This window comes from Actinomadura madurae, assembly GCF_047130825.1.
In the GTDB taxonomy this organism is placed as follows: Bacteria; Actinomycetota; Actinomycetes; order Streptosporangiales; family Streptosporangiaceae; genus Spirillospora; species Spirillospora madurae.
Map to the genome: position 1 here is coordinate 5,200,795 of NZ_CP083237.1, position 12,918 is coordinate 5,213,712.

The following is a 12,918-nucleotide window of genomic DNA, read 5'->3' on the forward strand; positions in this document are numbered from 1 at the left end:
ATGCACTGAGAAGCAACTGCCTGCGCGGCCAGTAGACTCGGGCGATGGCCACGAACGCCCCGGCGGCACGGGCACAGCAGGACGATCGCGGGCTCCCGCTGCGCGAGCGCAAGAAACTGCGCACGCGGCGGGCCCTGGTCGAGGCGGCGCTCGACCTGTTCGTCGACCGGGGCTTCGACGAGACCACGATCGAGGACCTGGTGGACGAGGTGGAGATCTCCCGCCGGACCTTCTTCCGCTACTTCCCCTCGAAAGAGGCCGTGGCCACCGCCGCCGAGGCCGACCTTTGGGACGCCTACATCGCCGAGTTCGCACGCACCGAGATCCGCGGCCCCGTGCTTGCGGCGCTGCGCTCCTCGCTCATCGCCGCGATCCTGGGCATGGACGAAGGCTGGGACGACCGCATCGTCAAGACCCGGATGCTCATCTCACACGTCCCCGTCCCACTGCGGGACGCCAGCACCCTGCTGTCCATCAACGCCCAGGAACGGCTCGTCGCGGAACTGGAGGCCAAGCTCGGCATCGACGGACGCCACGACGTCCGGCTCCGCCTGCTGGGAGAGTTCGCCTTCGGCGCCTACCGGTGCGGCGCCAAGAACTGGGCCGCCGGCCGCGGCCAAGGCGGGGGACGCGGCAGATGGGGCCGCACCATCCTGGCCCGCCGCGTGGACGAGGCGTTCGACGCGATCCCCGCGAGCCTGGCGATGACGGTGTGATCATCGTCTCTACCAGCGCCCACGGTCCTCTACCGGCTCTGACGACTCTTCTGTGACGTTAGAGTAGGTGCGTGACGGCGAGCATCGGTGGTCGCCGTCCTCGAAGCCATCGGCTTCGGTCGTGGGTCATGAATTCTCGGGGGACTCCGTTGCCGCCTCATGCCGGCCTTGATGGTGACCGGCCCCAGCCGCTCACCTTGGCTTGGGCCATGTGACTTCTCCATCGGTGAGTCGGTCGATCTGACGGCTCCCCAACCGCGGCCAGACCACCCGGGCGTACCCGGCGCCCGGACACCGGCATCGCCGCCGGATACCCCGTCCGTCATTGATCGCATGTCCGTGCCCTGAACCCGGCACGGTTGGTCCGCCATGTCTGGAGTGTTTTGAGCCTGCCCGCCGTCCTGGCACGCCATCTGAAGCCGGCGCTCACCCCGGCGCAGCCGATCACCGCCAAGCTGCTGCGGACCGAGTCCCTGTCCGGCCTGGTGGTCGCGCTCGCGCTGATCCCCGAGGCGATCTCCTTCTCGATCATCGCCGGGGTGGACCCGCGCATCGGGCTGTTCGCCGCCTGCACGATGGCCGTCACCATCTCCATCGTCGGCGGACGGCCCGCGATGATCTCCGCGGCGACCGGCGCGGTCGCCCTGGTGGTCGCCCCCATCGCCCGCGAGTACGGCATCGGCCACCTGCTCGCCACCGTCATCCTCGCCGGGATCTTCCAGATCGTCCTGGGGGCACTCGGAGTGGCCCGGCTGATGCGGTTCGTCCCGCGCAGCGTGATGGTCGGATTCGTCAACGCGCTGGCCATCCTGATCTTCCTGGCGCAGGTGCCCGAGCTGAGCGACGTGCCCTGGCCCGTCTACCCGCTCGTCGCCGCCGGGCTGACGCTGATGGTGCTGTTCCCGCGCATCACCAAGGTCGTCCCGGCGCCGCTGGTGTCGATCGTCGTCCTCACCGTCGTCACCGTCGCCGCCGGGATCGCCGTGCCGACCGTCGGCGACAAGGGCGCGCTGCCGTCCTCGCTGCCCTCCCTCGGCATTCCGGACGTCCCCCTCACCCTGGACACCTTCACGCTCATCGCACCGTACGCGCTGGCGTTCGCGCTGGTCGGGCTGATGGAGTCGCTCATGACCGCCAAGCTCGTCGACGACATCACCGACACCCGCTCCAACAAGACCCGCGAGTCCGTCGGCCAGGGCATCGCCAACATCGTCACCGGGTTCTTCGGCGGCATGGGCGGCTGCGCGATGATCGGCCAGACCATGATCAACGTGAAGAGCGGCGCCCGGACACGACTGTCGACCTTCCTGGCCGGGGCGTTCCTGATGACGCTGTGCATCGCGTTCGGCCCGGTCGTCTCCGACATCCCGATGGCCGCCCTGGTCGCGGTCATGGTCCTGGTCTCGGTCGGCACCTTCGACTGGCACTCAGTACAGATCGGCACGCTTCGGCGGATGCCGCTGGGCGAGACGATCGTCATGCTGGTCACCGTCGCGGTGGTGGTGGCCACCGACAACCTGGCGATCGGCGTGGTAGTCGGGTCGCTCACCGCCATGGTCATCTTCGCCCGCCGCGTCGCACACCTGGTGGAGGTTTCCGCCGTCACCGATCCCGACGGCGGACGCGTGGTATATGCGGTGACGGGAGAGTTGTTCTTCGCCTCCAGCAACGACCTGGTGTACCAGTTCGACTACGCCGGCGACCCCGACCACGTGACCATCGACCTCACCGACGCCCACGTTTGGGACGCCTCCACCGTCGCCGCCCTCGACGCCGTCACCACCAAATACCAACGGCACGGCAAGACCGTCGAGATCGTCGGCCTCAACCGGGCGAGCGCGCAGATGCACAGCGCTCTCAGCGGCGAACTGGCGGGCAGTCACTGATTCGCGCGCATGGGGAGGGCCCGGTTCCTCAGCCTTCCAGAATCGGGCCTTCATACACCAGTCGGCTCCGGCGGAGGCGCCATGTCACAGTTCGCCGAAGTCCTGTCGCCGCTGGGCGATCTCAGTGTCCAGCGCAGCGGTGAACTCGCGAGCCTTCTGAAGTTCCTCGGCCAGCCGCCCCGACCGGATCCGGGCCGCCTCCAGATACATTTCCGCGCGGTCCAGCAGATACGGCCGCTGGTCACAGATCTCGGGCTCCTCCAGTATCTGCAGAGTGGCCAGCAGATCCCGGGTCTCGTGAAGGGTGAAGCCCATCGGGCGAATCCTTCGAAGCAGCGAGAGCCGCGCAACGTCGGCCTCGGAGTACAGCCGCCGGTCGCCCTCGGCCGCCACCGAGGGCACCACCAGTCGCAGCCGCGCATAATGCCGGATCGTGCGCAGGCACAGCCCCGTCCGGGCCATCGCCTCGCCGACGTCCATGCCGTCAGCGATCAACGCTCGCACCTCCATCGGGATGTCGCGGGATGTCTCCGGTCAGATGTCGATCACCCTGGTCACGACCATGGGACGGCGCCGGAGCCGCTTGTCGGCCCAGCGGCTCACCCTGCGGCGCAGCAACTGCTGGAGCTGGGCGGCCTCGCTGATGCCGTCCGCCGCGGCCGCGGCCAGGACCTCGTGGATGACCGGTTCCAGCGTCGCGAGCACCCGGTCGGGGATGCCCGCGCCGCGGGCGTGAATCTCCGGGTCTGTGGCGAGCTTGCCGGTGTGGGCGTCCACCACCAGGAACACCGACAGGAAACCCTCCTCACCGAGGACTCGCCGGTCCTTGAGCGAGAAGTCGGTGACCTCGCCGACCGACAGGCCGTCCACGTACACGTAGCTGCACGGCACCTTGCCGGTGATCTCGGCCACGCCGTCCACCAGGTCGACCACGACGCCGTCCTCGGCGATCACCACCCGTTCAGGTGCGACCCCGGTCTGGAGGGCCAGTGCGGCGTTCGCGCGCAGGTGCCGCCATTCCCCGTGGACCGGCATCACGTTGCGCGGTTTGGCGAGGTTGTAGAAGTACAGCCGCTCACCGGCGGACGCATGCCCGGACACGTGCATCCGGGCGTTCTGTTTGTGGACGACGGTGGCGGCCCCACCGGGTCAGTCCGTTGACGACGCGGTTGATGGCGGTCTCGTTGCCCGGGATCATCGAGGACGCCAGCACCACGGTGTCGCCTGGCTCGATCCGGATCCGATGATCGCGGCCGGCCATCCGCGACAGCGCCGCCATCGGCTCGCCCTGCGACCCGGTGCAGACCAGGACCGTGCGGTCGTGCGGGAGGTCCTCGATCGCCTTCGCGTCGATGATCAGGCCGTCGGGGACGTCGAGGTAGCCCAACTCGCGGGCCACCGTCATGTTGCGGACCATCGAGCGTCCGATGAAGGCCGCTTGCCGCCCGGTGTCGGCGGCCACGTCCAGGACCTGCTGGATCCGGTGCACGTGGGAGGCGAAGCTCGCCACGATGATCCGTTTCTGGGCGGCGGCGAAGACCTGCTTGAGGACCGGCTTGATCTCCCGCTCATGGGTGACGAAGCCCGGCACCTCGGCGTTGGTCGAGTCGATCAGCAGCAGGTCGATGCCCTGCGCGCCGAGCGCGGCCACCCCGGGCAGATCGGTCAGGCGTCCGTCCAGGGGGAGCTGGTCCATTTTGAAGTCGCCGGTGTGCAGGACGGTGTCGGCGCCGGTGGTGATCGCGACCGCGAGCCCGTCCGGGATGGAGTGGTTCACCGCGTAGAACCGGCACCCGAAGGGCCCGACGGTCTCCCGGCCGCCCTCGCTGACCTCCAGGGTGTACGGGCGCAGACGGTGTTCGGCCAGCTTGGCCTCGACCAGCGCCAGGGTGAGGCGAGAGCCGATGACCGGGTTGTCGGCCCTCTCCCGCAGCAGGTAGGGCAGGCCGCCGATGTGGTCTTCGTGCCCGTGGGTGAGGACCACGGCGACGACATCGTCCAGCCGGTCCCGGATGGCGGTGAAGTCCGGCAGGATCAGGTCGACGCCGGGCTGGTCGGGATCGGGGAACAGCACCCCGCAGTCCACGATCAGCAGCTTCCTGCCGTACTCGAGAATGTTCAGTTAGCCCTTCCGCGGCAGACGACACAGGTCACGGAGCGGACGCTCACCATTACGCAGCAGGCACCGCGGTGGACCGGCCACCAGCGCGGGCGGCGGCAACTCGCCCTCCGGGGCCCGATGGTCGTCGCCGCCGTCGGGTGCCGGGCACCCGCCACCCGGCCCGCAGCACGTGCGTCGCGGTCTGCTCCGCCGCGGTGTGCGCGACCTTGGGGAGCACGCCGGTGTAGGTGTCGGCGGTCAGCACGATGCCGGAATGCCCCCGCATCTCCTGCACCACCTTCAACTCCACCCCCGCCGCCAGCGCCAGCGTCGCCGCGCCGTGCCGCAGGTCGTGCAACCGCACCGGCGGCAGCCGGTGCTCGGCCGGCATCCCCTGGAACACATGCGTGAGCCGGCCCGGACTCACCGGGTCGCCGTTGAGGTTGGTGAACACATAACCGCTGTCGCGGTACCGCTCCCCGCAGGCGGCGGCCTCGGCGCGCTGCCGGCTCCGATGCCCCCGCAGCGCGGAGATCGTGGTGCGGTCCAGCGCGATCACGCGGGTGCTGTGCGCGGTCTTGGGCGGGCATGGTTCCAGGACGCCGTTCCGCCGCTGCAACTGCTGGCAGATGGTCGCGGTGCCGTGCTCCAGGTCCACATCCACCCACCGCAGCCCGCCCGCCTCACCACGCCGCAGTCCCCGCAGCGCGATCAGATGGTAAGCGGCGTAGAGCCGGTGGCCACGGACGGCGTGCAGGAACGCGGCGGTCTGCTCAGCCGTCCACACCGCCACCGCCGGACGCTCCCCGGTCCGCTCCCACTCCTCGACACGGGCGGCGGTCCACACCACCGCACGCGGCCGCCGCGCCACCGGCATCACCAGCAGCGCCGCAGGGTTCTCGACGATCAGCCCGTCCCGCAGCGCCGTGTTCAGCGCGCTGCGCAATGTCGAGCGGAGCCGGTTCAGCGTCTCCTGCCGGATCTGCCGCCCCTCGGCCTGATGGTCGTGCACGATCGCGGCGAACATCTCCCGCACGTGCTCCACGGTCAACTCGCCAGGCAGCAGTCCGCCCAAGTGCGGGTCCAAGTAGAGGCGGACATGGTTGGCGTACCCGGCCACCGTCGAAGCCGCACCCGCATGGTCGCGCAGCCACCGGTCCAGCCACTCCCCCACCGTGACCGCCGTGCCGGTCGAGCCACGCAACCGCGCCAATGCCTCCTCGGCCGCCTTGCGGGTGGGGTAGCCGCCCCGTCGGACCCGCCGACGCTTGCCGTCCAGCCCGGCGCCGAGCTCCAGCCGCAGATACCACTCCCATGGCCCCGCTCCGTCTGAAGCCGGGGACAGTTGCGTCCAACGGCCCGGCCGGTCCGCGGATCCGCACAACCGCACCGCCGGAACACCCCACCGCCACTCCTCGCTCTTCGCATGCACTCATCGTGTGCGCGACGAAACGCCGCCGCTATCCGCCGCCATAAAGAACCCGCTGGAGCTGGACCCGGCGGCGCCCCAGCGAAGCGGAAACCTGACTTGAGATCCTGCACGGAACCGAGTGCGGCTCACTCGGCGCCCGTGGCCGTATCAACCGGGGTGAGGGCGAGCCAGCCCAGCACATGCTGCTGCAGCGGTGGTCGCGGGTCGAGGTGATGCCCGGCAGGCCAACCGAACGTGCTCGCCAATGGCCACGCCGAGCAGGAACGCCGGCGAGACGCGCACCGGTTGCCGGGTGGTCACAAAGATGATCGCCAGCATGATCTGGGGCCCGGCCGGCATGTCAACCGCCCAGCTTCACGACCAGCGAGCGCAGGTGAGGTGTCGCGGCGTTCTCCTGGCCGCGCTTCACCCACGCCGCGATGTGTTCGCTGACCAACTCGGCGAGGCTCGCACGCTCGTCATCGCTGAGCTCAACCGTGGTCGTGGTGCTGGTCCGGCAATCGTAAGCCGTGAAGAGAATGTGTCCGACTGCCTGTTCGGCCGCCGGGGGCTTGCGGTTGCGCTGAGCATGCCACCCGGCACTGCTGTTGACGACGCCCCAACCATGCAGGGCTTCACAATTGGTGAGTTCGAGCCTCATGGGGCCGGCACCTCTCGCCGCAAAGGGGCGGAGCCGCACCCTACACAGATACCCTACGCGGGTGTGGCGGCCACACAAGCCAACCGGACGACACGCCTACCACCGGCCACGAACGGCAACCGATCCAGACCCTGCGGAACCAGGCCGGCAAACTCGAACTCACCGAAGCGATCTGCGCTTCTCGTCGACCCGCCGCTTCCACCGGCCAACCCCCGAGGCAGAGGGGTGGGTCAGGCGATGGCGGCAGGACGACGACCTTGCCTGAGAAGGTCCCTGCGGCCACCCGGGCGTGACCGATGCCGGGTCTGTCAGTGGACCTGCTCGGCTACGTCGCCGCCAGAGCTTTCCGCGCCCTGGCCTCTCACTGCGGATATGGTCGTCGGCACGGGCAACGTCCGAACCGCGCCTCCACTGCCACAGTGGTGAAGCGGCACGAGCAGAGAACGTCCGACCTCCGCACTATGGTGCGTCTTCATGAACACACTCCACACCAGCGTCGATGAGAAGGCCCGGACGTGAGCCGCTACAGGGGACCCGCCACCCTGATCAGCAGTGGGGGAGTCGAGGTCGAGGTCTACGTCGATCTGCGCACCAAGCAGCGGGAGTGGTCCGGGACCGCGACCATCTCCGACTTCGATGCCAGCGACCCTCACGACCAGACGTTGAGACTTCCCGACGGCCGCGAGGCACAAATCACGCTCGGCGATTCAGAAACCTGGTCTGACGTCATCATGCTGGTCGGAAGCGGTCCGCCGCCTTTCGCCTGAGCAGATCGCCCAACCGGCGACCTGAATGCGCCCTCGCCCGGGTAGGCGATCGCCAATGACCAGCGCCTCGCACCCGCGAATCCGGCCTGGGTGGCGCCGGCGATGCCGCGGCGAACCGGTCCAGACGGAAGCCGCGAAGATCGGAGGGCCGCACGGACGCTCCGCCCGAGCGGCTGTGGGAGGTCGTCGAGGGGATCGGCGGGGAACACGGCTGGTACTCCTTCCCCATCGCCTGGCGGGCATGGGGCCTTCTCGATCGGCTGGTGGGCGGTGGGGCGCCGGGACCCGCGCCGGCTGCGCACCAGGGAGACGGTGGACTTCTGGCGCGTAGAGGAGATCGCGACCGGGCGGCTCCTGCGGTTGCGCACCGAAAGCGGCTGGCTGGCTGGCTGGCCTGGCTGGAACTGAGGGTTTCTGAGAAGAACGGGAGGAGTCTGCTGGAGCAGCGGGCACTGTTCCACCCGAGAGGACTCGCCGGTCACACGTACTGGTGGGCACTCCGGCCGTTCCACGACCTGATCTTCGGCGGATGTGCCGCGGCATCGCCTGGCCTACCGGTCACCGGCCGGGACCGGCAGGAGGGGCTTTGGCGCGGGAGCGGCCGGCCGACCGACGGGCGAGTTCGTCGCGTTCGCGGGTGACCTCGGCGAGTTCGTGCTGAAGTTCGAATATCCGGCGGATGGCGGGCGGGGTCGTTCCTTCGCCCATCATCGTGACCACTTGCTGGACGCGGCCGATCTCGTGCCGGCTGTAGCGGCGCTGCCCGCCGGCCGAGCGCCGCGGCGAGGTGACGTGCTGGTCGTCGATACGGCGCAGGGGCGCCTGTTGCACCTGCAGCATGTCGGCGACCTGCCCGACGGTGAACAAGGCCGCGTACGCGTCGTCCATCGGCAGCTTCATCTGCTGCTTCCCCTTCTCATCGTCCCGCCGGTCGTGGCTCCCCCACGGCGGCGCCCGGACCCGGCGATGCCGGCCGGTTCAGTTCCGGATGGCCTTCTGGGTCTCGCCGGCCTGGACAGCGACCTTGCGGGGCCTGGCCGTCTCCAGGACCGGGATGCGGACGGCCAGGACCCCGTTGTCGTAGGCGGCCCCGATCACGTCGGCGTCCAGTTGCTCCGGCAGGTAGACCCGGCGAGTGAAGGCCCCCCATCGTCAGTTCACGGACAAGGACGCGCTCGTCCTCGCCGAACTCCTCCTCGCGCCGCGCGGTGATCGTGAGCACGCCGCGGTCCACGGTGACCTCGATCGAACCGGGGTCGACGTCCGGCAGGTCGAACCGGGGTCGAACTGGCGCTCGAACGTCTGGACGAACGGGTCGAGCGACGTCAGCACCTGGGACCCGAGTCCGACCCGCTGGATCGTCTTCCCGAGGAGCGGCCATCTGCGTCATCTCCGCCTCGCCTCCATATGCCGGGACTGCCTACCTGCACGCAGCCGGAGCACTCTTGATCGATGAAGACAACCAAGCAATGTGATCTACGAAACTCTGTAGTGACCGAAGTAGATTTTCGAGGGAGCGTCAGGTAATGTTCCTCTCATCGAAGAGAGACGAGTCCAAGAGAGGCGGCAGAGGACGAACTGCCGTCAGGTATGGATGACACAGGCCGGGCGTGCCGGGGCCAACGCGGTGAAAGGGGCTCCGGCAGCCGGGCGGCCAGCGAATCGCTGGGCGCAACGAAACACGGCACGACGCAGTACGCAAGGAAACACGCGGTACAGGTAGTGATGTCGAGGAAAGGAGGGGCCGACGCCATCGGGATCGCCCGCAGCAGGCTCCAGTCACGCCGCGCGGGTACCGCAGCTCCACAGATTGGACGGTGGTCTACGGTCACGCATACGCGATCCCCGCGGCCCCGCTCTCGTTCGAGTGGCGGACGCGGAGGACCAGCTCGTCAGAGCCGGTAGATGGTGTTGTACCTCTGGGCTCCGGCGCCGCAGTCTGGCGCCGGAGCCCCTGTCGTCGTCCTGCCGACCGAAGGCAGTACGGAAGGTTTAGTGAAGACATCCCAGCCGGCGACCAGCCGGACCAGCACCGCGCGCAGGCAACGACCCCGGACGACTCCGGCGGGCTTGAAGACAGGTTCGACGACGAGGACTACCCGGCTTACAGCATGGGCCGCGCCGCGGAGATGCTGGGCGTCACCCCCGCGTTCCTGCGCAGCCTGGACACCGCCCGGCTGATCGGGCCGCCACGCTCTGCCGGCGGTCACCGCCGCTACTCCCGCTACCAGCTGCGCCTGGCGCAGCGCGCCCGCGACATGGCCGACCAGGACACCCCGCTGAAGGCCGCGTACCGCATCATCATCCCTCGAGACTCTGTATAGACAGGTCCCGGGGAGTCGTGTGCTCATCTCGATGGCACCGATGTCCCAGCGCAGCCGCTCCGGGAGCCGCCGCCTCTACCCGGCCATGGACTGCGCAACCTGAAATCGATGGGGACGACGACGGCTGGTCTGGCGGGGCCGTGGATTCCTCTTCGGCCGGAGTCAGGTGCCTGGAGAGCCTCCAGGGTGGAGCGGGGGCCTAGGGCGGACGTCGAGATCCGCACCCGGTTCGGCAGCACGGCCACCGCACGCAGGCCGGGCATGGTCCGTTCGTCCGAGGGCCTGCGCCATCTCCATACCGTCGTCGGGCCCTTGCGCCCGACCTGGAGTACCGAGCCCGCCGGACGGCCACCCATGCCGGATCGCGACGCTGGGCTTACCCGATCCTTGCCGATCCGGCTGCTGGGTCAGTTGCTGGACCGGGCGCACGAGATGCCGCCGCAGCTCATCGCACCACTGGTCGCCGGGGAGGTGCACGCGATCGGAGGCCGGGACGTCTCGATCCTGCTGCAGGACTACGCGCAGCTCACGCTGGTGTCCCTCCCGGGCCGGGACAGCAGTGACGAGATCGCGTGATGGCGCTCACTCTGGGCGTCATCGACGACGACCGCCGACTGCTGCGGCGGCTGGCCGGCCTGGTCGCCGACATGCTGGTCACCAAGAACGGCTACACCGACCAGTTCTTCCAGGCCCGGCGGCGTGAACCGATGAGCGTGTCCGCGGAGATCCAGTGGTCACTGCTGCCACCGCTCACCATGACGACGCCGCAGGTCGCCATCGCCGGGATCCTCGAACCCGCCTAGGACGTCGCCGGGGACAGCCTGGACTACGCCCTCAACGACGACATCCTGCACCTGGCCGTGATCGACGCTATGGGCCACGGCCTGAACGCCGCCGTGCTGGCCACCGTCGCCGTGGGCGCCTACCGGCACGCCAGGCGCGCCGACGCCGGCCATCCGGCGCCCTTGCTCATCCGGGGCCACCACGTCCTGCGCGCCTTGGAAGGTTCCGGAACGCTGCCCGTCGGCGTCGGCGGCTCGCCCCCCTGATCAACACCCGGCGGCTGCGCCCCGGCGACCGGATCCTGGCCTACGCCGACGGCCTCATCGAGAACACACCACCGGTGGGGAGCAGTTCGGCGAGGACCGCCTGATAGCCGCCATCGAACGCGTCGGGCCCACCGCCGCGACCGTGCAGCAGATGGTCCGGAGCCTCTCCCACACGCTCAAGCGGGAGAGAGGCGGGATCACCAGCGACGACGCCAGCCTCTTCCTCATCGAATGGCGGAGCGGCACCGCCGACCACCTCGCCAGGTCACAGCTGTGACCGTCCCTCGTCGGCGTCAGACCTCGCGCCGATGGACACAACACCATCTCCACGTCGATCCCGGCTCCATACCGCCGACGACTGGATGATCGGACTCCTGATAGTGCGCTCGGCCGTGCCGGTTGGGCCAATTGTCGGAGTACGCCCCCCAGCCGCAGTCAGACCCGCAGCCTCGTCCAGGTGTCGCCGAGGGCTTGGCGGCCTGGCCCTTGCAGACGCGTCCCGGCACGGCCGGGCACACCCACCCGCGTTAGGTGGTCACTCTCGTCGGGCCGACGTGATGCCGAACCCTCTATGTTGAGTGGTGAAGGCCCTGCGGGCAGTCGGAGCCGAGGAGATGAGGCCCATGAGCGGGACTGTGGCCGAGGTCTGGGTCGAGGCCGGCGGGGGCCGTGACATGGTCCGCGCTGATGCGATCGTGATGCTGAGGCTGGATGACACCGGACGGCTGACCGCCCAGCTTCGCGACGACGCCAAGGTCAGTGTGACCCTCCTGAAAGGCTCGTCCGGCGCCCACCCGCCCGATGACTTCCATCGTCTGCTGATCCGCGCGGTCGCAGAGCTCGCCGACTCCAGCGGCGCGCAACTCGTCCGCGCACGGCACGAGGGGGGTGCCTGGCGCTGGATCAGTGAACCTCTCTAGAGGCACGCTGCGATGTCGATACCGCGCGCAAGGTGGGCCGGCAGGTACAGCGGCTGGAGCGGGAGATGGGCGTGCGTCTGCTTGAGCGCGCCACGCACCATGTCACCCTGACGCCGGCGGGGGCGGCGTTCCTGGTCGAACTCCTCAACGGTCGTCTCGACGTGGGCATCGGCCGTGCCGCACTGGCACCGAGCGGGGTCGCCTCACACCTGTTCCGCCTGGACTGTCCGGAGTTCTGCCTGTACGAGGACACCGTCGACAGCGTCCACGCCGCGGGATAGGCGCGGCCATTGGGATCATGCGGCGACTTCAGCATGGACGTCCGCGGTCGGATGGACGATGAGGGCGCGGTCCAGCCCGGTGACGCGGAGCAGCGCGGCAACCTGCGGGCATGGGGCGGCGACTCGGAGGATGATGCCGAGTCCGGCGGCGCGCCGTTGGATACCGATCAGCACGGCCAGCCCCGCCGCGTCGGCGGACGCCACCTCCCTCAGGTCGAAGATCAGCAGACGGCCGCTGTGCCGCAACACGGCGATCAGGTGCTCGCGCAGCGCCGGAGCGGCGGCTCCGTCCAAGGTGCCCGTCAACGCGACGATGGTGTGGCCGGGACGCCGGTGAGCGGGCATCCTCACTTCGTCGGGAACTCGGACGAGTTCCGCGGCGGTGGACGCGGCGGCGGTGAATGTGGTCACGGTGATCTCCGATCACAGGTAGGCGGGAGCGCTGTACCCGGACGGTCTGATGATGGGCCGATTGGCCGGGCTCGACGTCTCGCGAGGGCTCTCCCCGCCGGTCGCCACGGAGACCGGGACGGTGAAGAGACTGACGCGCCGGCCGTCGGCGTGGATCGCCGTGAGCAGCCCGGATGGAAGGGAGTCGAACCAGGTCGGCCGCACCACCCGGGCGCCGGCCGGGCCGCGGATGCGCAGCCGGCGGGGACGCGGGGCGCAGCAGCCGCAGCCGCAGCCGTGGAGTGGAGGGTGGGGTGATGGCAGGCTGATCGTCGTGCCTTGTCCGCCGGTGTTCCGCATGGCCGGCGCCTTCCTTGAAGTTTCGATCTGTGCGGCGAGTGGGTTTTCATCG

17 protein-coding genes and 2 pseudogenes are annotated in these 12,918 nt (G+C 69.4%); 11 read left to right on the forward strand and 8 right to left on the reverse strand.

Annotated features, from left to right (window positions below; genetic code table 11):
* Window positions 1-44 precede the first annotated feature (44 nt).
* Both K8Z49_RS23415 and K8Z49_RS23420 read left to right on the forward strand, forming a co-directional pair.
* Complete coding sequence (locus K8Z49_RS23415) at window positions 45-716, forward strand: TetR family transcriptional regulator (protein ID WP_021593271.1); 672 nt, start codon at window positions 45-47, stop codon at window positions 714-716.
* 383 nt (window positions 717-1,099) lie between these two features.
* On the forward strand, window positions 1,100-2,602 hold the full coding sequence (locus K8Z49_RS23420) for a SulP family inorganic anion transporter (protein ID WP_412520900.1): 1,503 nt from the start codon (window positions 1,100-1,102) through the stop codon (window positions 2,600-2,602).
* An 84-nt stretch (window positions 2,603-2,686) separates the two neighbouring features.
* Here K8Z49_RS23420 and K8Z49_RS23425 read toward each other — a convergent pair whose 3' ends face one another.
* From K8Z49_RS23425 to K8Z49_RS23440, 4 genes and pseudogenes are all read right to left on the reverse strand, one after another.
* Window positions 2,687-3,097, reverse strand: coding sequence for a MerR family transcriptional regulator (locus tag K8Z49_RS23425; RefSeq protein WP_412520902.1), 411 nt, complete (start codon window positions 3,095-3,097; stop codon window positions 2,687-2,689).
* Window positions 3,098-3,136: 39 nt separating this feature from the next.
* Window positions 3,137-4,724, reverse strand: a pseudogene (locus K8Z49_RS23430) (ribonuclease J); the annotation flags it as partial.
* 49 nt (window positions 4,725-4,773) lie between these two features.
* Window positions 4,774-5,916, reverse strand: coding sequence for a tyrosine-type recombinase/integrase (locus K8Z49_RS23435; RefSeq protein WP_412520904.1), 1,143 nt, complete (start codon window positions 5,914-5,916; stop codon window positions 4,774-4,776).
* Window positions 5,917-6,475: 559 nt separating this feature from the next.
* Complete coding sequence (locus K8Z49_RS23440) at window positions 6,476-6,775, reverse strand: hypothetical protein (protein WP_021593276.1); 300 nt, start codon at window positions 6,773-6,775, stop codon at window positions 6,476-6,478.
* A gap of 515 nt (window positions 6,776-7,290) precedes the next feature.
* Between K8Z49_RS23440 and K8Z49_RS23445 the strand changes: the two genes are divergently transcribed.
* Entirely contained in the window at window positions 7,291-7,542 is a 252-nt protein-coding gene (locus tag K8Z49_RS23445) for a DUF4873 domain-containing protein (protein ID WP_021593277.1), read from the forward strand.
* 86 nt (window positions 7,543-7,628) lie between these two features.
* Complete coding sequence (locus K8Z49_RS23450) at window positions 7,629-8,183, forward strand: DUF2867 domain-containing protein (RefSeq protein WP_412521148.1); 555 nt, start codon at window positions 7,629-7,631, stop codon at window positions 8,181-8,183.
* On the opposite strand, the gene K8Z49_RS23455 is transcribed toward K8Z49_RS23450, so the two are convergent.
* Window positions 8,101-8,442: a MerR family transcriptional regulator gene (locus K8Z49_RS23455; protein WP_412520906.1), complete on the reverse strand. Its 342-nt coding sequence runs from the start codon at window positions 8,440-8,442 to the stop codon at window positions 8,101-8,103. The genes K8Z49_RS23450 and K8Z49_RS23455 overlap by 83 nt on opposite strands.
* Window positions 8,443-8,520: 78 nt before the next feature.
* Window positions 8,521-8,676: pseudogene (locus K8Z49_RS23460) on the reverse strand (Hsp20/alpha crystallin family protein); the annotation flags it as partial.
* A gap of 977 nt (window positions 8,677-9,653) precedes the next feature.
* On the opposite strand from K8Z49_RS23460, the gene K8Z49_RS23465 reads away from it, so the two are divergent.
* From K8Z49_RS23465 to K8Z49_RS23495, 7 genes are all read left to right on the forward strand, one after another.
* The gene (locus K8Z49_RS23465) at window positions 9,654-9,866 is read left to right on the forward strand and encodes a MerR family transcriptional regulator (protein ID WP_412520908.1); all 213 of its coding nucleotides are present in this window, start codon (window positions 9,654-9,656) and stop codon (window positions 9,864-9,866) included.
* Between the two features lie 387 nt (window positions 9,867-10,253).
* Entirely contained in the window at window positions 10,254-10,442 is a 189-nt protein-coding gene (locus tag K8Z49_RS23470) for a hypothetical protein (protein ID WP_412520909.1), read from the forward strand.
* The gene (locus tag K8Z49_RS23475; RefSeq protein ID WP_412520910.1) at window positions 10,442-10,669 is read left to right on the forward strand and encodes a hypothetical protein; all 228 of its coding nucleotides are present in this window, start codon (window positions 10,442-10,444) and stop codon (window positions 10,667-10,669) included. The genes K8Z49_RS23470 and K8Z49_RS23475 overlap by 1 nt, the downstream gene beginning before the upstream one ends.
* Before the next feature lie 57 nt (window positions 10,670-10,726).
* Entirely contained in the window at window positions 10,727-10,915 is a 189-nt protein-coding gene (locus tag K8Z49_RS23480; RefSeq protein ID WP_412520911.1) for a hypothetical protein, read from the forward strand.
* A gap of 151 nt (window positions 10,916-11,066) precedes the next feature.
* Entirely contained in the window at window positions 11,067-11,192 is a 126-nt protein-coding gene (locus tag K8Z49_RS23485; RefSeq protein WP_256255381.1) for a hypothetical protein, read from the forward strand.
* A 346-nt stretch (window positions 11,193-11,538) separates the two neighbouring features.
* Complete coding sequence (locus K8Z49_RS23490; protein ID WP_412520913.1) at window positions 11,539-11,835, forward strand: hypothetical protein; 297 nt, start codon at window positions 11,539-11,541, stop codon at window positions 11,833-11,835.
* 32 nt (window positions 11,836-11,867) lie between these two features.
* Entirely contained in the window at window positions 11,868-12,116 is a 249-nt protein-coding gene (locus K8Z49_RS23495; RefSeq protein ID WP_412520915.1) for a LysR family transcriptional regulator, read from the forward strand.
* Window positions 12,117-12,131: 15 nt separating this feature from the next.
* Here the strand turns inward: K8Z49_RS23495 and K8Z49_RS23500 are convergent, their stop codons facing one another.
* Both K8Z49_RS23500 and K8Z49_RS23505 read right to left on the reverse strand, forming a co-directional pair.
* Window positions 12,132-12,527, reverse strand: a complete 396-nt coding sequence (locus tag K8Z49_RS23500; RefSeq protein WP_083597685.1) for an STAS domain-containing protein — start codon at window positions 12,525-12,527, stop codon at window positions 12,132-12,134.
* 12 nt (window positions 12,528-12,539) lie between these two features.
* Window positions 12,540-12,866, reverse strand: coding sequence for a hypothetical protein (locus K8Z49_RS23505; RefSeq protein WP_412520917.1), 327 nt, complete (start codon window positions 12,864-12,866; stop codon window positions 12,540-12,542).
* Window positions 12,867-12,918: the final 52 nt, after the last annotated feature.

Bases quoted from the DNA above. Each gene is read 5' to 3' on its own strand.
- K8Z49_RS23415 (WP_021593271.1), top strand. From the start codon at position 45: ATGGCCACGAACGCCCCGGCGGCACGGGCACAGCAGGACGATCGCGGG.
- K8Z49_RS23440 (WP_021593276.1), bottom strand. From the start codon at position 6,775: ATGAGGCTCGAACTCACCAATTGTGAAGCCCTGCATGGTTGGGGCGTC.
- K8Z49_RS23455 (WP_412520906.1), bottom strand. From the start codon at position 8,442: ATGAAGCTGCCGATGGACGACGCGTACGCGGCCTTGTTCACCGTCGGG.
- K8Z49_RS23465 (WP_412520908.1), top strand. From the start codon at position 9,654: ATGGGCCGCGCCGCGGAGATGCTGGGCGTCACCCCCGCGTTCCTGCGC.
- K8Z49_RS23475 (WP_412520910.1), top strand. From the start codon at position 10,442: ATGGCGCTCACTCTGGGCGTCATCGACGACGACCGCCGACTGCTGCGG.
- K8Z49_RS23485 (WP_256255381.1), top strand. From the start codon at position 11,067: ATGGTCCGGAGCCTCTCCCACACGCTCAAGCGGGAGAGAGGCGGGATC.
- K8Z49_RS23490 (WP_412520913.1), top strand. From the start codon at position 11,539: ATGAGCGGGACTGTGGCCGAGGTCTGGGTCGAGGCCGGCGGGGGCCGT.
- K8Z49_RS23505 (WP_412520917.1), bottom strand. From the start codon at position 12,866: ATGCGGAACACCGGCGGACAAGGCACGACGATCAGCCTGCCATCACCC.